Consider the following 14729-nt stretch of genomic DNA (forward strand, 5'->3'; position numbering starts at 1 on the left):
AACATAACGGGAAATAGTTTCAAAAGATAGCGGCGCGCTCGTCAGGGTTCTTGCGCCGGCGTCGGCAGGTTGATCAAGACCACTTTCCCGGCGTCATCGACAATTGTGAGCAGTTTGACGTCGCAGATCTTTGGATCAAGCGACGCGCCCGCAGTAAAGAACTGCATCACGCCGCTCTTGTTGCGCGCCGCGAACTTCATATCGACCGCGACCGCGCTTCGATCTGCCCCAAAAACGCTCGTCTGCACCCGCGCCTCCTGAGAATTCCTGTCGAACATCAGCGTTTCAGTCGGCCGCACACTGTCCGCATCGGCGAAATTCTGCCTGACCGCCGAAACAAGTTCGGGGATATCGTTGCCAATGAACGGCGCGCAGCCGGCACCGGCTGCCAGGTCGGCCTGTGACAGTGTTTTCGCCAGCACACCGCGCCACATAGTGTCCCGGTTCGCCCAGCAAGCCGCGCCGATCACCAGCGCGCCGGCGGCCAAGATACCAACCGCGCCCAAAGCCCGGCGCCGATCGGCGCCGGCATCCGCGCCCTCCCGCAAATCCTCGCGCATCATGGTTCTCCGCTGGCACCAGCCTCCGGCACCATGTCGCCGCCTTCGTCCGGCGCGGCAACGGCTTTAACCTCGCTCTGCGCGTTCCGGCGCTTGCGATGGTGGTGCGGCCTGGGCGGAACGACGCCGGTGGTATTTGCGCTCGCATCCGCGACGGGCGCAGAGCCCGCTGCCGTCGTGCCAGGATCGGCCGAACACTTGCCAATCAAAAACACCAGAAACAGCGCAACGCCAAAGGCTGTCAAACTCCACATCAGCCACGTCGAATTGGCGGCCTCACCAGCATTCATTGCGGCCGCAGGCGCCGCCTCATGCTCCGGCAAATTCAGCAGCGGCAGCGTCTTTACCCAGTCGAACAGCGCCACCTGCTCGCCGGTATCCGTGTCATAAACCTCCGCAATCCGATCGATCCGGAACGACCGTATGCCCTTGCGCACGCGGCAATAGGCATGGATCGTCGTAATGCCGAAAAATCCGGTCTCCGGGTAAAAGTTCGCCGCCACGCTCATCGGCCGAATTTGCCGCTCAGATTGTTTGTTCGCGGCATCCTTGTAAACGATAATGGCGTCGCGAACCGCGTCGGGGTCGATGTTCAACTCGACGACCCGCATCACGCCCTCTTGAATTCCAGCCTGTCGGACTGGAGCATCGGAACGTGGGTAGAGCCATCGTCGATCGTCAAAACGAGGGGCCGGCCCGCAAGCGTCAGCATCAAAACATGCACGGCGTTGCGATCGCGCGGCGACAGCGAATGGAGGACTTCAAGCCATTCCATGTCTGACGGCGAATAAGCCAGCGCCGCGGCGCCGATTGACGGATCATCAGTTTCGCCCGTCAAATAGGCAGGCGTTGTCTGCAGCGCCCTCGCGATCAGATGCAAATGGGTCGATGACCGCGATTTGCCACTGATAAGCGCGCTTATGGTCGGCTGCTTTACGCCGACCTCCCTCGCGAGGTAGCCTTGGCTGATGCCCAGTTCAGCCATGCGCGCTTTGATCCGCTCACCTATCATGTGCGGCGACAGCATATAGAATTACCTATTTTGCGCCTGCAAGGTTTTTCTATTGGCGACTCATAGATGTTCTGATATCCAACCCACATGGACGATTCTGATGTCATGCGGATCGCGCTTGAAGACGCGATCAAAATCACCGGCACGCAGTCGGAGTTTGCTCGTCGTCGTGGCGTCGCACAGCCGACGGTCCATGATTGGCTCAAGCGAATGAAGCGCATCCCTGCCGAGCATGTTCTTGCGACTGAGGCGGACACCGGCGTTTCCAGGCATCGCCTTCGCCCTGATATCTATCCCATCGAAAATCCCCCCTCGTCCCAACCCCACGGTGGGGCGGCAGAGCCGGGCGGTTCCCATGCCCCCGAAACGCCCGGCTCTGATCCTGCCGAAAGGTTGCGCGCATGATCGTCGTCATGGCTCTGCGCGATACTGGCGCGCCGCGCAAAAATATGCGCCGGAATGAATGCGTTATCGCCGCGCCCGGTACGCGCGGAGGTCGCCCTTGACCAAGCGCCGCGCCCCCTTGTCGGTCGACGCCGCGCTGGCGCGCATCGCCGGGCATATCCCCGGCGGCTTTGCCGAAATGGCGCGCATCGTCGATCGCAATGAGCGCCTGGTGCGCAAATGGGGTGATCCCGAATGCCGCGAACGCATGCCGATCGAGGATGCGATCGCGCTCGATCTAGCCTATCGCGCCGCCGGCGGCGATGGCGCGCCGATCTTTGAGGCCTATGCCGCAAAGCTGAACCATGCCGGCACCGATTTCTTCGCCGACCAGATCGCGCTGTCGCGCTATGCCGTGACGCTGATCAAGGAATGCAGCGAGGCAGAGGCCGCCGTTGTCCTGGCCGCCCAGCCCGGCGCCACCGCGCGCGATCGCGCCGAGGCGACGCGCGAAATCGAAGAAGCCATTGCGGTGCTCAATCGCACCCGCCTGATGCTGGGCGCTCTGCCGGTGCGCAGCATGACCGAACAGGCGGTCGCGTCATGACGCCGCAAACCGCACTCCACCAGACCGGGCCGCCCAACTGACCCTGCCGGTGCCGCTGGTGGCACCTTGGGGTGGGGCGCGCGTGTCACAACGGTTGCCCAAATTCCGGCACGTTCCACCCCACCTTTTCCGACCATCTTGCCGCCATCCGCGTTGCGCACCGCGCTTCCGGACGCGGCTTTCTGCTGCCCGGATGACTGTCATGATCAGACCAGGACGCTATCTGCAATTGCGCCGCCGCGCCGCCGGTCTGTCCGTGCTGGCCACCGCATCGGCGCTTGTCGGCCTGCCCTCGGCGCTGCGCCGGGCCTCGGTCCGCGAAATCAACCGCATGGCCGATCGCCTCCACGCGGCCGAGGCCGATATCGCCCCGCTGACCGAGCCCCAGATCGGCCTGCTGGCCAATGTCATCCCGCTGCAGCCCGTCGTCTATTTCGGCCTGTGCACTGCGCGCGCCATGGGCTTTGGCTGGCCGCGCCGGATCTGCACAGAATGTGGCTGCACCGACACGATGGCCTGCCTCGATGCCCACGGCCCCTGCGCCTGGTCGTGCAACACGGCCGATCTGTGCACGGCCTGTGAAAACAAACAGCTCGACGCGCTGCTTGCCAGCGTGGCCACAATCGCCCGCCCGGGCGCGCAGGTGGCGCTGTGAGCGCCGCGGATCATGTCCAGTTCGGCGCGCACTTGTGCGGCGCCGATTTCGACGCCCGCTTTCGCCAGACCTTCATCGGCCAGGCGCACCTTGCCGGCACCGGCCCGGCGGCCAATACCTGCCGCGAATGCAAGTGGTGGTTCGTGTTCAAAACCGACCGCAACGGCGATCGCGTGCCTGCCCCCCCCCGCACTATGCGAAATCGCACAAGGAGCGCGCTGGCCAGCTTAAGCGCGCGCCCTGCCACTATCGCATTTCGCACAAGTCCGCGCGGCGCATCCCGCACGATGCCGCCGCCTGCCGCTTTTTCGAACAGTCCGACAATCCGCCGCCCATCCACAAGGATCCGCTGGCGTGATCGCCCGTGCTGCACAGCCACGAAAGGCCAAGTCTGATGTCCAACTCTGCCGATGATCGCCTGCGCCTGCTGATCGAGCGCATCGAGCGCCTCGAGGAAGAAAGGAAGGGTCTGAGCGACGATATCAACGACGTCTACACCGAGGCCAAGGCTACCGGCTATGACGCGAAAATCATCCGCCAGATCGTCCGCCTGCGCAAGATGAAGCCCGACGATCGGCGCGAGATGGAATCGATCCTCGAAACCTACAAAAACGCGCTGGGGTTGGCCTGATGGGCGCGCGCTCGTTCTTTGCGCGCATCCTGCGCGGGCGGCCGCCGGCCGACGCAATTGCCATGGATAAGTCATGGCGCGCTGGCGATCTGGCCGAATGCGTTGCCGCAGGGAATTGGATTTGCGCGGAAACGGGACAACCGGAAAGCGGCCCTGAGTATGGCGAACGGCGCATTGTCACCGCTGTCAGAATGGGAGATCGCCGACGCGTCGACGGCATAATTTTGATCTGCCTGAAAAGCCATACCGGCAGTTTTGACTCCCGGTGTTTCCGCAAGATCGTTCCCCAGGCCGACCGCACCGGCGCCGCCGATGCTGATTTCCTCCCCTGGCTGAACCGTCAGCCCGTGCGCGAGGACGCCTGACATGGCCGCCTCATCCATCTTTGACGATCGCGTCATGGCCGAACTGGTCCGCGCGGCCGCGCTCGGCGCACAATGCCCGACCAATCCGGAAATCGCCGATCGCGCCGGCATGCGTTCGCCGTCGCATGTCAGCGAGGTGATCCTGCGCCTCGAACGCAACGGCCTGATCGCCGTCTATCGCGGCCAATGCACGCGCAAGGTGGTGATCCTCGCCACTGGCCAGGAAACCGGCGGCCCCATTCCCGAACCGCACTGGCGCCAGCGCCCGGCCGACGCGCGCAAACCCGCCAGCGTGTCGCGACACACCGCCGCGCGCGACGCGCTGTCGCGCGATGAAAACCTCGCCGCGCGGATCGAGGCCGATCAGGCGCGTATGGTCGAAGAACGCGCACGCTGGCTTGCCGTCGAACAGCAACGCTATCGCCTGCCGCGTCGCGGCCGCATGCTCGAGGAGATGATCGCGTGATCCCCACCAGTTCTGGGCCCATCGGGTCGCACCGCGCGCCCAGCGATCCTGCCGGTCTGGCGCAACGGCAGGACAGCGCCCCGATGCCGCATCCCCATCCGGGCGAAGCGCATCGGGGCGCCACCATCCACCGCCTGCCGATCGAGCGCATCAGCGAGCAAGAGGCGCGCCAGCGCGAACTGATCGAAACGATCGCGCGCTCGCGCATCGATTTCGTGATCGCCTGCGTCGCGCTGCCTTTCGGCGCCGGCGCGATCATCGGTGTGCTGGTCCGCGCCCTGCTGCGCTGGTGCGGCCACTGATGCGCCCGGCCGCCGCCCACGCCTGCAACGCGCTTGCCGCCCTGGTGCTGCTCGCTGCTTTCGCAGTGCTGCTGTTCGGCGCGATGTTCGAATGCGCCATTTTCGCCGCCTGGCTGCTTGCCTCAGCCATCGCCAAAGCAGGAGCCTGATCAATGGCCGCCGCCCAACCCGAATGCCTCGACGACTTGCGCCAGGGCGTCACTTTCACCCAACACGCCGCGCTCGATCTGCTCGAACAGCGCGGGCGGATATGGGCCGAGACCAACACCGACACCCTGATCGAGATGGCGCGCATCTGCGCGTTTGACGCCCGCAACTCCGAAAGTGCCAGTTTCAAGCACGGCCGCCTGATTCACGCTGCCGCCCTGATGCTCGCCGCGGCCGAGCGCGTTGCCATCGAGGCCTGCCGTGGCTGACCGCTGCCCCACTTGCATCGCCCTGCTCGAACAATCGATCGAGCTGTCGCATCGCGCGCAGGCGATCGATGAACAGTGCAGACGCTCAACTGCCTTGTCGTTGATCGGCTGCGTCGAGCCCACGCCTTTGGCCGCGAAACTCTACGACGCCGATTTCGACCACTGGCAACAGCGCGTCACCGATCATCTGGCGGAGCATGCCGACCATGGCTGACAACACCAAGATCGAATGGGCCGACGCCACCGTAAACGCGGTGAACGGCTGCTCGGTGGTCTCGCCCGGCTGCACCAATTGCTACGCTATGCGCCTCGCCGGCACGCGGATGAAGCACCACCCGACACGCGAAGGTCTGACGATCGACACAAAGGCCGGCCCGGTCTGGAATGGCGAGGTGCGCCTGCACGAAGCCGCGTTGCTGCAACCCCTGCGCTGGAAACGCTCCCGCCAGATCTTCTGGAACGCACATGGCGATCTGTTCCACCCGGCAGTGCCCGACGCCTGGATCGACCGGGTTTTCGCGGTCTGCGCGCTGACCCCGCAGCACACGCACATGATCCTGACCAAGCGATCGGCGCGGATGCGGAAATATATGACTGAGAAGCATCGTAATCCTCAAGGCTGGCCAGAAGAAGACTACGATGTTCAGACCTGCATCCACCTCAGTTTGGGCGGCCTGCTTGGCGGACGGAAGACGTCCGGTGGCTTCCCGGACATGAAGCATTTTTTGAAGTCTGGCAGCGCAGATCGATACGGCGCTGCCGACAAGCAAATTTTTGATAATTGGCCGCTGCCCAATGTCTGGCTCGGCGTCAGCGTCGAGGACCAGGCACGCGCCGACGAACGCATCCCAGACCTGCTGGAAACGCCAGCAGCCGTGCGGTTCCTGTCATGCGAGCCGCTGTTGGGCGACATTGATCTTACATCTTGGCTGGATCCTGAAAATTCATGCGTTGGCTGTGATGATGGTGAAGGGTACGGCAATCGTTGCGCCAGCGATCGCATTCCTCGCGCCGAACAATGCCCTTGGAAGCGGGCCGTTCAGACAACCGCCGAGCACGGTCCATTCGATGAGGACGGCATGCCGGCAAGTATAACCAGCGAAGTCATTCGACTCGACTGGGTAATTGCAGGTGGCGAAAGCGGCCCCGGCGCCCGCCCGATGCACCCCGATTGGGCTCGAACGCTGCGCGACCAGTGCGCCGCCGCCGGGGTGCCGTTCCACTTTAAGCAGTGGGGCGAGTGGTTCCCGTATGGCACCAAGGATGCCGACGGGGATTTGAACACCCGCTCACGCGGCGAAAAGCCCGGGGTTTGGCACGAATGGGATAACGGTGGCGGTTTCTCGGTGCGGATTGGCAAGCGGGAAGCCGGTCGTTTTCTCGACGGCGTCGAACACAACGGCATGCCGGCGATGGCCTATGTCTGACCGCGCCGACCAACTGCGCCAGAGCGCCCGTGCCGAGGCGATCGACCGCGCGCTGCGGTTCGCCACCGCGCGCAAGACCACCGGCAATACCATCCTGTCGCGGTCGCCGCAGGCGTCGGGTTTCACCCCGCCGGCGCCCGGCGAAACCACCTGCGGCCTGTGCGGCGTGCGCTCCGGCGTCGGCTGCAAACACACGAGGCGCCCATGACTGCCGCCTATCCGCTCCACTGGCCCGAAGGTCGCCCGCGCACCGCGCCCGGCGCACGCAAATTCGCCAGTTTCAACCAGAAGAAAAACAACGGGCGGTATCTCCAGACAATCGCGCTGAGCGTCGCCGCCGCGTTCGAGCGCCTGCAGAAAGAGGTCGATGCGCTCGGCGCGCAAAACACCGTCCTGTCGACCAACATCGAGCTGCGCCTCGACGGACGTCCGCGCAGCGACAAAGGCAATCCGGTCGATCCCCCCCCCCCCGCGCTGTGGTTCACCCTGCGCGGCCAGGACATCGTGCTCGCCTGCGACCGCTGGACGTCCGCCGCCGACAACATCGCCGCGATCGCCAAACATATCGAGGCGATGCGCGGTATGGAGCGCTGGGGCGTCGGCACACTCGACCAGGCGTTCACCGGCTATGTCGCCCTGCCCCCGCAGCAGGCCACCCGGCCCGCTTTGCGCCCATGGTGGCAAGTGCTGGTCCTGCACCCGAGCGCGACGCGCAGCGAAATCCTGCGCGCCCACCGCGAACTGATCCGCAAATACCACCCCGACACCGGCGGCAGCGAACACGCCGCCTCCGAAATCAACCAGGCCCGTGATGAGGCGTTGAGGGAGCTGAGCGACCATGGCTGACGCGACCCATCATGGCCGTTGCCAGATTTGCGGCCGCAGGCTCGGCCTATCCGTAATGGCCTTGATCCGCGCGCATTATTTCAGGGCAATGCCCTGCTCCGGCGCCGGGAATCCGCCGATCGAAAAGGACGACCGATTCCTTGAAGCGTCGATCGCTCAGGTCGACGCGGAGCGCTCGGCCTGCGCTGCCGAAATCCAGCAGCTCCGACGGGCCCGCGCCAACTGGATCGACCCTCGCATTGCTGAGCGCGTCGACGAACTTGACGCCGCACTCTCCCGCCTTCGCCGCAGGCTTCAGCACAACCGCTCATGGCCGCTCCGGTTTGAGCGACAGATGCGGACCCAGGGTTGGGGAACGCCACCGCCGCCATATCTCTTGGCCCAACTGGGAGCCAGTGCATGACCGATCGCCCCGTCACCATCATCGCCCCAACGATCCAGCGTGTCATCGACGGCACCTGCACCCGCTTGCGCCGCCCCAACCGCGCGCTGGCCGAATGCAGCGCCGGCGATCGCCTGTGGATCCGCGAACAGTTCCACCTGGCCAAACAGTTCGAACACATCAGCCCGCTTCAGGCGCTCGATCGCGGCGCCGTACCGGTCTGGTCGGTCGACGTCCCCGATCTGCCCGACTATGCCACTGCCGATCTCGGCCGTCGCCGCTTCGCCCGCGAACTGCCAAAGGCCTGGCACCGCGCCCACCTCGTGGTCACCGCGGTCCACACCGAGCCCCTGCAGACAATCTCCGACGAGGAAATCGCCAACGCCGGCTTCACCGCGCGCGACCAATACGCCCGCGCCTGGGACACCGCCCTGCGCGGCTTCGTCGACCCCGTCCGCTCCATCCGCCCGCCCGTCTGGGCCAACAACCCGGCCGCACTGGTCGTCACCTTCCGCTGCGTCACCGCGCCCCTGGCACAAAAGGTCGAAAGGTCTGTGGCATGAAGAGTGCGCTTCCCCCAGCCAATCGCACTGGCCAGTTCAATCCGATCCGGGGGCGCCGACCCGCGCCGATGAATTGCTCGGTCGACGAACTCAGCGTCGATCCCAGCTATCAGCGCTCGATCGACAATCCGACCAGTCGCGCGCTGATCAAGAAAATCGCCCGAGAATGGGATTGGTCGCTGTTTCAGTTGCTCGTTGTCAGTCGTCGGCCCGATGGCGAACTCTACGTCGTCGACGGACAGCACCGGCTCGAGGCGGCGCGCCTGCGTGGCGATCTCCGCGACCTTCCCTGCAGCGTCTATGATTTCCGCCTGGTTTCGCATGAGGCGGATGCCTTTGTTGCGCTCAACCAGCAGCGCAAACCGCTGACCCGGCTCGATCTGTTCAAGGGGGCAGTCATCGGGGGGGGGGATACCACCGCCAATCACATTCTTGCACTGATTACCGGCGCGGGTCTGACCCTTGCACCCCACACCAATTACGCGTGCTTCAAGCCGGGGCAGATCGCGGCGATCGGTGGCATTTGCAAGGCGTACAAGATGGCCGGGCCTGATATCACCGCCCGCGCGCTGGCCGTGCTGGCCAATGCCTATCGTGGCGAAGTGCTGCGTTTTGCCGGCACGATCTTCCCTGCGATCGTCGCCACAATCGTCGACCTTAAGCTGCCGCGTGCCGCTGACGATCTGCTGGAGGTTACGGTCAGCGGCCTGACCCAGCTCGAATGGGCCGAAGAAATCAACCGAACCGCCGTGCAGAAGGGCATAGGCCGCCCGACAGCGGCGGCGCAGGCGCTGATCGAGGTCTATCTCGAGGCGGCCTCCGAAGATGGGGTTGCGGCCGCATGAGGTTTCAGCCGCAACTCCAATGCTTCCGCCACGATCCGGAAAGCGGCGTCTACGGCGATTGCTATCGCACCGCCGTCGCGATGTGCCTCGGCGTGCCACGCGACCAAGTTCCGCATTTCTGCAGCGATCCAGAGCGCGATTCACCCGATCGCGAATGGGCAAACCGCCGCGACGCATGGCTCGCTTCACATGGCATGTGCGTTATCGAAATCCCCTGGCCAGATCTCGATGTGCTGATCGCACAGTCCGGGCTGTCATTCGGCGAAGGTGCAGTCACTGTCTCCGGATATTCACCGCGCGGCACTTTGCACGAATGCGTCATCTACAAGGGGCGCCTTTTCGATCCGCATCCCGATGGCGGTGGACTGATCGCGCCGCACGACGACGGCCATTACTGGTCGCACATTTTCACACGGCGTCTCGCATGAAGGGCGCCGATCAATGCCCGTCATGCGGCTCGCGCAGATGGCTGTCTCCGGCCGAGCACGGCCTGACGCCGCCCGATGATTTCTACAGCGCCGATGTGCGCTGCTGCGTCAATTGTCAGACGATCTGGGAGCCGTTCGACCCGGCCGAGATGCTCGATCCGGCGCGCGAACCGCTCGGCGCATTTCGGCACCCCTGCAACAACTGCGCATTCCGCAAGGGCAGCCCCGAACAATGCGACCCGGAAAGCTTTGCCAAGTTGCGCGCGCAACTGGGCTGGCACGGCGCCAGCTTCTATTGCCACAAAGGCGTCCCGGTCGATCCCGCCAGCGAAGACGGCTTTCGCTATCCCAAAGATGCCAGCGGTAACCCGATCCGCCGCAAGCTGCGCCTCTGTCGCGGCTACCTGAACCAGCTCGGCTCATTCCCCCTCGACCGCGCTCTGCCGGGGGCTTCGGCGATTCCTGACGAGCCTTGGATCGACCCGATCAGTGAGGTGCACGCATGATCTTGGCCCAAACCAAAGTTGCCGCCGATGGCGTCGACTGGTCACTCGAAACCTTCATCGACGCCTATCGCTACACCCGCCTTCCTGATCCGGCGCCGACATTCCCGCGCATGTTCGATTTCATGGCCGTCCTGGAGGATGGCGCAGTGCTTGGCCCGGTCGCCGGCTACGAACTCAATGCCCTGGTCGGCCGAGACCTCGTCGCCTTTCTCTACCTCGCCGGCGGTGCCGATGATGTGACGTTCGGCGCATGCAGCACCTGCCACGAGACACACACCCTGAAAAACGGCGAATGCAGCAGCTGCTCCACCGCCGATATCTTTGATGGCGACGACGATCATGACGACCGCTGCCCTCACTGCGGGGCGCGGCTGTGAAGCTGGCGCAACACGGTATGCGAGGCGATGTAGCGCCAAGCAGCGTGACTGGCGTGAAATACATTGTGGTCGAAAACGCGGGATACGAAGGTGAATGCGACGTCGCCAAGTTCGGAACGCGATGGGCCGCTGAACAGTGGCTTGACCGCGCCTACAGCCCACACGAAATCGCCACCCTTCATATCGATATCTGCATGGAAGAGGATGGCCAGCGCACATACGACCCTTGCGGCTTTTTCGACGCCAAAGGCGGTGCGGCATGACGGCGCGCGTTCTGATCGGCTGCGAACGATCCGGCGTGCTGCGGCGCGCCTTCATCGATCGCGGGTTCGACGCATGGTCATGCGATCTTGAACCCGCCGACGATGGCAGCAACCGGCATATTCGCGGCAACCTGCTCGACCATCTGGACGATGGCTGGGATCTGCTGTGCGTCATGCACCCGCCCTGCACGATCCTGTGCAACAGCGGTGGCCGCTGGCTCTACATTGGCGGCAAGAAGGCAAATGGCCGCGATGAAGGCCGCTGGGCCGATCTGGACCGCGCCGCCGCGTTCTATCGCGCCTGCCGCGAAAACGGCGCCATCGCCCGGCGTGCGCTGGAAAACCCCGTCATGCACAAACACGCGATCGCTGCCACGGGCCGGGGCGTAACCCAATTCGTGCAGCCATGGTGGTTCGGCGATCCGTTTTTCAAGGCCACCGGCTTTGAGCTGATCAACCTGCCGCGCCTGGTTGCCACCAACCGCCTCACCCCACCAAAGCCAGGCACACCCGATCATGCGCGCTGGAGCCGGGTTCACCGGCATAGCGGATGGGGGAGCCATGGCGCAGACCGCGCCCGCGCGCGCAGCGAGACGTATCCCGGCATGGCAACGGCGATCGTCGACCAATGGGGATCTTTGCTCGATGTTCTGGCTGTGAGGTCGGCGGCATGATCAGCACCGCCGCAATCAGCGCCTGCGGAAAATACCGCTACGATCTGGTCCGCGAATGGGACAGCACCAAGCCGCGCCTGGTCGTGTGCATGCTCAACCCCAGCACTGCCGATGCGGAACGCGACGATCCGACCATTCTGGCGCTGATATGGTTCTCCACGTTGTGGGGCTATGGCGGCCTGCAGGTCATCAACCTCAACGCCTGGCGCGCCAGCAAGCCCCGCGATCTGCTGATCGCCCAGCGCGCCCGCGTCGACATCGTCGGCGGCTTCAATCCTCAATTCTGGGAACTCGCCCGCAAATACGCGCTCGAGCACAAAGTGCCGATCCTCGTGGCCTGGGGCAACAACGCATCCCTGCACGATACCCGGCGCTTCCACGAATTCATGGGCCCCGAAATCCCGCTGATCTGCCTCGGCCACACCGCCCACGGCGCCCCGATCCACCCCGCTGCACGCGGCAAACACCGCATCCCGCGCGATCTCCAACCCATCCCCTACCAACCAAAGGCCGCTGCATGAGCTGGGACAAATACGGATCACCCTACGACCCCAATTACCGGGGCAAAATGCTCCGACCGCAGGACCGGCGCGAGCAGGATCGCCGTGACCAGGAGGCGCATCAACTGCGCGGCTGCGGCGATCCCAATTGCTGGATGTGCAACCCGGATACCGCGGGACGCGGCCTCGGGCCCGGCCCCGGCCCGATGCCATCTTCCTTTGGGTTCCCTTCATCCTCTCAGACCGGAAATTCTCCGATGCGCAATGCCTCCACCACTGTTCGCGCCGACGGTTCCTTCAGCGGCAATGCCTCGGAAGCTGTTCGCGCGATCGCGGATCTTCTCAACGAGCGGAACGTCTTGGTGAACAGGGTGGATCTCTTGTCATCACGCTTTACGCCATGGCCGACTGTGCGGATGGATATGGAAATCGGTCCGGATTTCCGCCCGTTCGGGTCGTCCACATCGTCGACCAAACGCACCTCATCCACCAAATCCGCCACGCCGCCCGAATCCTACAAGAAGGCGCGGGAAGAAGTCGAAAAATGGCTGATCGCCGCCCCGCAGCAGGCCTTCGGTGATATCGTCGGCAATACCGAGGCGCTCGCTGGCCTGCGCGACGCGATCGAGGCGCCGGTCAAGCACAAGGAGCTTTATGCCGCCTATGGCATGAAGATGCCGAAGGGCGCGATGCTGTCAGGACCGCCTGGCTGCGGCAAAACGATGTTCGCCCGAGCCGCTGCCAGCGAAATGAAGCGGCTCTACGCCGCCGATGGCGAATTCGAGTTCATCTCGATTTCCGGAAGCGAACTGCAAAGCCCCTTTGTCGGCGTCACCGAAGGCTACATCAAGGCGATCTTCACGTTCGCCCGCGAATACCAGACGTACCATGGCCACCCGCTGCTGGTGTTCATGGACGAGGCGGACGTGCTGCTGCCCGATCGCACCGGCCGCGTGCGTCGCGTCGCCAGTTGGGAGGAATCGCAGGTCGCGACGTTCCTCGCCGAAATGGACGGCATGCAGGAAAGCGGCGCCTTCGTCCTGCTCGCCACCAACCGGCCCGAAGTCATTGACCAGGCCGTGCTGCGCGATGGCCGCTGCGATTTTAAGATCACCGTCAAACGCCCCGGCGCCGACGCGATCGAGGCGATCCTGCGCAAGAATTTCGGCGGCATTCTGCTGGGTGCCGACGATTCGCTCGATGATCTGGTTGTCGCCGCCTGCGAAGCGCTGTTCGATCCCTTCAAGGTCATCGCCGACCTGCAGACGATCGGCATCAATCTCAGCGACGCCGGCCTCGACATTCAGAAGGTCGGCCACAAGCACTTTCTGCTCGAACACATCATCAGCGGCGCCATGGCCGCCTCGATCCCGGCGCGCGCCAAGCGCCACGCGTTCGCCCGCGACAAGGCCGATGGCATCGCGCGCGGTGTCACAGTCGCCGACGTCCTGCGCAGCGTGAACGACCTCTTCGAAGAAAACCGCACCCTCGACCACAGCTTCGCGCTTGAGGAATTCAAGCGCGATCTCGTCGGCACCCAGCCCGCAGCAAAACCGGACTTCACCGCCCCCCCCCCCGAACCAGGCTGAGGTTCGCCGCAACCGCATAGACCGCGCGTAATCCGAAGATTGGGAACAGAGATGGCAGGCAGCTTCGCACATATCGTCGCCGAAGACGGCAGTTTCACGATGGATACCATCGATCATATGGGGGACGCGCACGAGGCGCTCGAGGACTGCCACAAACTCATCGCGTTCCTGCTGCCCTATGCGGCAATGGTATTGGACTGCGACAGCCCCGACGCAGATTGCGCGTTGGCCGAAGCGGCGCATCGGCTGAACCTAAATGTCAGATATACGCCCGTTCTCGCCAAAGAACTCAATCCAAAACAGTCCAGGAATTCCGCAGCCCAGCCGGCCGATCGAGATCGAGAAGTTCTAGGCCAAGCAGGCCCAAATGCCTCGGATGATACCCCGGCGCTCCCCTCACTAGAAGAACCGCAATACGCGGACGTTAAGCCGATTTTTGACCGCTTGCTCGCCGAAACTACTGCAAAGTCCGCCTCACTCAATGGGCGGGCGCTGCTGGAATTGGTGCGCTACTGCCGCACCATCGAGCGGAAAGCGAACGAGATAGAAGAGCGCGTCTTGATGGATGCGGCGACCGCCTGGGCGACTGCTCGGGAAATCATCCGAATTCTGGCGTCGCAGCCATGACATCGATCAGCCCCCTGCTGCGCCGCCCCGAAGTCGAGCGCGAAACCGGCCTAAGCCGCGCCTCGATCTATCGTCTGATGAACGAAGGCGTGTTTCCGCGCCCACGCCGAATCGGTCGCCGCGCCGTCGCCTGGCCCGCCGCCGAAATCGACGCCTGGAAGGCAACGAGACCTCTGACGCACCCCTAATCAAGGGGCACGCAAGGGGGCACTTTCCGAAACAAAATCCCAAAAATCGACGCAAATACGGGACAAATCCAATGCAATCAGAATCCCACCCTGTCCGCCAAGGCACTTTGATTTAA

The 14729-nt window shown here is 64.0% G+C and carries 28 protein-coding genes; 25 read left to right on the forward strand and 3 right to left on the reverse strand.

The genetic code is table 11. From position 1 onward, the window contains the following. Positions 1 to 41: 41 nt before the first annotated feature. Genes AQZ49_RS01750 through AQZ49_RS01760 form a run of 3 tightly spaced genes read right to left on the reverse strand, consistent with a single transcriptional unit; the run spans position 42 to position 1587 of the window. Positions 42 to 563 carry a hypothetical protein gene (locus AQZ49_RS01750; RefSeq protein ID WP_156428073.1) on the reverse strand — a complete coding sequence of 174 codons (522 nt, stop codon included), beginning with the start codon at positions 561 to 563 and terminating at the stop codon, positions 42 to 44. Beyond that, positions 560 to 1171: a WYL domain-containing protein gene (locus AQZ49_RS01755; RefSeq protein ID WP_067611906.1), complete on the reverse strand. Its 612-nt coding sequence runs from the start codon at positions 1169 to 1171 to the stop codon at positions 560 to 562. The genes AQZ49_RS01750 and AQZ49_RS01755 overlap by 4 nt, the downstream gene beginning before the upstream one ends. After that, on the reverse strand, positions 1171 to 1587 hold the full coding sequence (locus AQZ49_RS01760; RefSeq protein WP_067611908.1) for a helix-turn-helix domain-containing protein: 417 nt from the start codon (positions 1585 to 1587) through the stop codon (positions 1171 to 1173). Before AQZ49_RS01760 ends, AQZ49_RS01755 begins: the two co-directional genes overlap by 1 nt. 72 nt (positions 1588 to 1659) lie before the next feature. On the opposite strand from AQZ49_RS01760, the gene AQZ49_RS21670 reads away from it, so the two are divergent. The 25 genes from AQZ49_RS21670 (at position 1660) to AQZ49_RS01885 (ending at position 14613) form a co-directional block, all read left to right on the forward strand. Beyond that, the gene (locus AQZ49_RS21670; protein ID WP_082701254.1) at positions 1660 to 1977 is read left to right on the forward strand and encodes a transcriptional regulator; all 318 of its coding nucleotides are present in this window, start codon (positions 1660 to 1662) and stop codon (positions 1975 to 1977) included. A 97-nt stretch (positions 1978 to 2074) separates the two neighbouring features. Then, on the forward strand, positions 2075 to 2563 hold the full coding sequence (locus AQZ49_RS01770) for a hypothetical protein (RefSeq protein ID WP_156428074.1): 489 nt from the start codon (positions 2075 to 2077) through the stop codon (positions 2561 to 2563). Between the two features lie 202 nt (positions 2564 to 2765). Next, positions 2766 to 3218, forward strand: a complete 453-nt coding sequence (locus tag AQZ49_RS01775) for a hypothetical protein (protein ID WP_067611918.1) — start codon at positions 2766 to 2768, stop codon at positions 3216 to 3218. A 394-nt stretch (positions 3219 to 3612) separates the two neighbouring features. Beyond that, a complete protein-coding gene (locus AQZ49_RS01785) occupies positions 3613 to 3849 on the forward strand; it encodes a DUF2312 domain-containing protein (protein WP_067611924.1) in 237 nt (78 codons plus the stop codon). Then, positions 3849 to 4214, forward strand: coding sequence for a hypothetical protein (locus tag AQZ49_RS01790; protein WP_067611927.1), 366 nt, complete (start codon positions 3849 to 3851; stop codon positions 4212 to 4214). The genes AQZ49_RS01785 and AQZ49_RS01790 overlap by 1 nt, the downstream gene beginning before the upstream one ends. Before the next feature lies 1 nt (position 4215). Then, positions 4216 to 4680, forward strand: a complete 465-nt coding sequence (locus AQZ49_RS01795) for a hypothetical protein (RefSeq protein WP_067611930.1) — start codon at positions 4216 to 4218, stop codon at positions 4678 to 4680. After that, entirely contained in the window at positions 4677 to 4982 is a 306-nt protein-coding gene (locus AQZ49_RS01800) for a hypothetical protein (RefSeq protein WP_067611933.1), read from the forward strand. The genes AQZ49_RS01795 and AQZ49_RS01800 overlap by 4 nt, the downstream gene beginning before the upstream one ends. Further along, on the forward strand, positions 4982 to 5131 hold the full coding sequence (locus AQZ49_RS22055) for a hypothetical protein (RefSeq protein ID WP_156428075.1): 150 nt from the start codon (positions 4982 to 4984) through the stop codon (positions 5129 to 5131). Before AQZ49_RS01800 ends, AQZ49_RS22055 begins: the two co-directional genes overlap by 1 nt. A 3-nt stretch (positions 5132 to 5134) precedes the next feature. After that, positions 5135 to 5398, forward strand: a complete 264-nt coding sequence (locus AQZ49_RS01805; protein ID WP_067611936.1) for a hypothetical protein — start codon at positions 5135 to 5137, stop codon at positions 5396 to 5398. Beyond that, entirely contained in the window at positions 5391 to 5612 is a 222-nt protein-coding gene (locus AQZ49_RS01810) for a hypothetical protein (RefSeq protein ID WP_067611939.1), read from the forward strand. The genes AQZ49_RS01805 and AQZ49_RS01810 overlap by 8 nt, the downstream gene beginning before the upstream one ends. Further along, complete coding sequence (locus AQZ49_RS01815; RefSeq protein WP_067611942.1) at positions 5605 to 6825, forward strand: phage Gp37/Gp68 family protein; 1221 nt, start codon at positions 5605 to 5607, stop codon at positions 6823 to 6825. Before AQZ49_RS01810 ends, AQZ49_RS01815 begins: the two co-directional genes overlap by 8 nt. Further along, on the forward strand, positions 6818 to 7033 hold the full coding sequence (locus tag AQZ49_RS01820) for a hypothetical protein (protein ID WP_067611945.1): 216 nt from the start codon (positions 6818 to 6820) through the stop codon (positions 7031 to 7033). Before AQZ49_RS01815 ends, AQZ49_RS01820 begins: the two co-directional genes overlap by 8 nt. Further along, positions 7030 to 7671 carry a J domain-containing protein gene (locus AQZ49_RS22690; protein ID WP_067611948.1) on the forward strand — a complete coding sequence of 214 codons (642 nt, stop codon included), beginning with the start codon at positions 7030 to 7032 and terminating at the stop codon, positions 7669 to 7671. The genes AQZ49_RS01820 and AQZ49_RS22690 overlap by 4 nt, the downstream gene beginning before the upstream one ends. Then, positions 7664 to 8074 (forward strand): hypothetical protein, encoded by a 411-nt coding sequence (locus tag AQZ49_RS01830; protein WP_156428076.1) that lies wholly within the window; start codon positions 7664 to 7666, stop codon positions 8072 to 8074. Before AQZ49_RS22690 ends, AQZ49_RS01830 begins: the two co-directional genes overlap by 8 nt. Beyond that, the gene (locus AQZ49_RS01835; RefSeq protein WP_067611954.1) at positions 8071 to 8616 is read left to right on the forward strand and encodes a hypothetical protein; all 546 of its coding nucleotides are present in this window, start codon (positions 8071 to 8073) and stop codon (positions 8614 to 8616) included. Before AQZ49_RS01830 ends, AQZ49_RS01835 begins: the two co-directional genes overlap by 4 nt. Further along, positions 8613 to 9461 (forward strand): DUF6551 family protein, encoded by an 849-nt coding sequence (locus AQZ49_RS01840; protein ID WP_156428077.1) that lies wholly within the window; start codon positions 8613 to 8615, stop codon positions 9459 to 9461. The genes AQZ49_RS01835 and AQZ49_RS01840 overlap by 4 nt, the downstream gene beginning before the upstream one ends. Beyond that, the gene (locus AQZ49_RS01845; protein ID WP_067611960.1) at positions 9458 to 9889 is read left to right on the forward strand and encodes a hypothetical protein; all 432 of its coding nucleotides are present in this window, start codon (positions 9458 to 9460) and stop codon (positions 9887 to 9889) included. Before AQZ49_RS01840 ends, AQZ49_RS01845 begins: the two co-directional genes overlap by 4 nt. Next, entirely contained in the window at positions 9886 to 10395 is a 510-nt protein-coding gene (locus AQZ49_RS01850; RefSeq protein ID WP_067611962.1) for a hypothetical protein, read from the forward strand. The genes AQZ49_RS01845 and AQZ49_RS01850 overlap by 4 nt, the downstream gene beginning before the upstream one ends. Continuing rightward, positions 10392 to 10772 (forward strand): hypothetical protein, encoded by a 381-nt coding sequence (locus tag AQZ49_RS01855; protein ID WP_067611966.1) that lies wholly within the window; start codon positions 10392 to 10394, stop codon positions 10770 to 10772. Before AQZ49_RS01850 ends, AQZ49_RS01855 begins: the two co-directional genes overlap by 4 nt. Further along, on the forward strand, positions 10769 to 11035 hold the full coding sequence (locus AQZ49_RS01860; protein WP_156428078.1) for a hypothetical protein: 267 nt from the start codon (positions 10769 to 10771) through the stop codon (positions 11033 to 11035). Before AQZ49_RS01855 ends, AQZ49_RS01860 begins: the two co-directional genes overlap by 4 nt. Continuing rightward, positions 11032 to 11709, forward strand: a complete 678-nt coding sequence (locus AQZ49_RS01865; protein WP_067611972.1) for a hypothetical protein — start codon at positions 11032 to 11034, stop codon at positions 11707 to 11709. Before AQZ49_RS01860 ends, AQZ49_RS01865 begins: the two co-directional genes overlap by 4 nt. After that, entirely contained in the window at positions 11706 to 12230 is a 525-nt protein-coding gene (locus tag AQZ49_RS01870) for a DUF1643 domain-containing protein (protein WP_067611975.1), read from the forward strand. The genes AQZ49_RS01865 and AQZ49_RS01870 overlap by 4 nt, the downstream gene beginning before the upstream one ends. Further along, positions 12227 to 13798, forward strand: a complete 1572-nt coding sequence (locus tag AQZ49_RS01875) for an AAA family ATPase (protein WP_082701255.1) — start codon at positions 12227 to 12229, stop codon at positions 13796 to 13798. The genes AQZ49_RS01870 and AQZ49_RS01875 overlap by 4 nt, the downstream gene beginning before the upstream one ends. A gap of 51 nt (positions 13799 to 13849) precedes the next feature. Continuing rightward, on the forward strand, positions 13850 to 14425 hold the full coding sequence (locus AQZ49_RS01880; RefSeq protein ID WP_067611981.1) for a hypothetical protein: 576 nt from the start codon (positions 13850 to 13852) through the stop codon (positions 14423 to 14425). Continuing rightward, positions 14422 to 14613, forward strand: coding sequence for a helix-turn-helix transcriptional regulator (locus AQZ49_RS01885; RefSeq protein ID WP_067611984.1), 192 nt, complete (start codon positions 14422 to 14424; stop codon positions 14611 to 14613). The genes AQZ49_RS01880 and AQZ49_RS01885 overlap by 4 nt, the downstream gene beginning before the upstream one ends. The last annotated feature ends 116 nt before the right edge of the window (positions 14614 to 14729 follow it).

The organism is Novosphingobium sp. FSW06-99, from assembly GCF_001519065.1.
In the GTDB taxonomy this organism is placed as follows: Bacteria; Pseudomonadota; Alphaproteobacteria; order Sphingomonadales; family Sphingomonadaceae; genus Novosphingobium.

Bases quoted from the DNA above. Each gene is read 5' to 3' on its own strand.
- AQZ49_RS01750 (WP_156428073.1), bottom strand. From the start codon at position 563: ATGATGCGCGAGGATTTGCGGGAGGGCGCGGATGCCGGCGCCGATCGG.
- AQZ49_RS01755 (WP_067611906.1), bottom strand. From the start codon at position 1,171: ATGCGGGTCGTCGAGTTGAACATCGACCCCGACGCGGTTCGCGACGCC.
- AQZ49_RS01760 (WP_067611908.1), bottom strand. From the start codon at position 1,587: ATGCTGTCGCCGCACATGATAGGTGAGCGGATCAAAGCGCGCATGGCT.
- AQZ49_RS21670 (WP_082701254.1), top strand. From the start codon at position 1,660: ATGGACGATTCTGATGTCATGCGGATCGCGCTTGAAGACGCGATCAAA.
- AQZ49_RS01775 (WP_067611918.1), top strand. From the start codon at position 2,766: ATGATCAGACCAGGACGCTATCTGCAATTGCGCCGCCGCGCCGCCGGT.
- AQZ49_RS01785 (WP_067611924.1), top strand. From the start codon at position 3,613: ATGTCCAACTCTGCCGATGATCGCCTGCGCCTGCTGATCGAGCGCATC.
- AQZ49_RS01790 (WP_067611927.1), top strand. From the start codon at position 3,849: ATGGGCGCGCGCTCGTTCTTTGCGCGCATCCTGCGCGGGCGGCCGCCG.
- AQZ49_RS01795 (WP_067611930.1), top strand. From the start codon at position 4,216: ATGGCCGCCTCATCCATCTTTGACGATCGCGTCATGGCCGAACTGGTC.
- AQZ49_RS22055 (WP_156428075.1), top strand. From the start codon at position 4,982: ATGCGCCCGGCCGCCGCCCACGCCTGCAACGCGCTTGCCGCCCTGGTG.
- AQZ49_RS01805 (WP_067611936.1), top strand. From the start codon at position 5,135: ATGGCCGCCGCCCAACCCGAATGCCTCGACGACTTGCGCCAGGGCGTC.
- AQZ49_RS01815 (WP_067611942.1), top strand. From the start codon at position 5,605: ATGGCTGACAACACCAAGATCGAATGGGCCGACGCCACCGTAAACGCG.
- AQZ49_RS01820 (WP_067611945.1), top strand. From the start codon at position 6,818: ATGTCTGACCGCGCCGACCAACTGCGCCAGAGCGCCCGTGCCGAGGCG.
- AQZ49_RS22690 (WP_067611948.1), top strand. From the start codon at position 7,030: ATGACTGCCGCCTATCCGCTCCACTGGCCCGAAGGTCGCCCGCGCACC.
- AQZ49_RS01830 (WP_156428076.1), top strand. From the start codon at position 7,664: ATGGCTGACGCGACCCATCATGGCCGTTGCCAGATTTGCGGCCGCAGG.
- AQZ49_RS01835 (WP_067611954.1), top strand. From the start codon at position 8,071: ATGACCGATCGCCCCGTCACCATCATCGCCCCAACGATCCAGCGTGTC.
- AQZ49_RS01840 (WP_156428077.1), top strand. From the start codon at position 8,613: ATGAAGAGTGCGCTTCCCCCAGCCAATCGCACTGGCCAGTTCAATCCG.
- AQZ49_RS01845 (WP_067611960.1), top strand. From the start codon at position 9,458: ATGAGGTTTCAGCCGCAACTCCAATGCTTCCGCCACGATCCGGAAAGC.
- AQZ49_RS01850 (WP_067611962.1), top strand. From the start codon at position 9,886: ATGAAGGGCGCCGATCAATGCCCGTCATGCGGCTCGCGCAGATGGCTG.
- AQZ49_RS01855 (WP_067611966.1), top strand. From the start codon at position 10,392: ATGATCTTGGCCCAAACCAAAGTTGCCGCCGATGGCGTCGACTGGTCA.
- AQZ49_RS01865 (WP_067611972.1), top strand. From the start codon at position 11,032: ATGACGGCGCGCGTTCTGATCGGCTGCGAACGATCCGGCGTGCTGCGG.
- AQZ49_RS01870 (WP_067611975.1), top strand. From the start codon at position 11,706: ATGATCAGCACCGCCGCAATCAGCGCCTGCGGAAAATACCGCTACGAT.
- AQZ49_RS01875 (WP_082701255.1), top strand. From the start codon at position 12,227: ATGAGCTGGGACAAATACGGATCACCCTACGACCCCAATTACCGGGGC.
- AQZ49_RS01880 (WP_067611981.1), top strand. From the start codon at position 13,850: ATGGCAGGCAGCTTCGCACATATCGTCGCCGAAGACGGCAGTTTCACG.
- AQZ49_RS01885 (WP_067611984.1), top strand. From the start codon at position 14,422: ATGACATCGATCAGCCCCCTGCTGCGCCGCCCCGAAGTCGAGCGCGAA.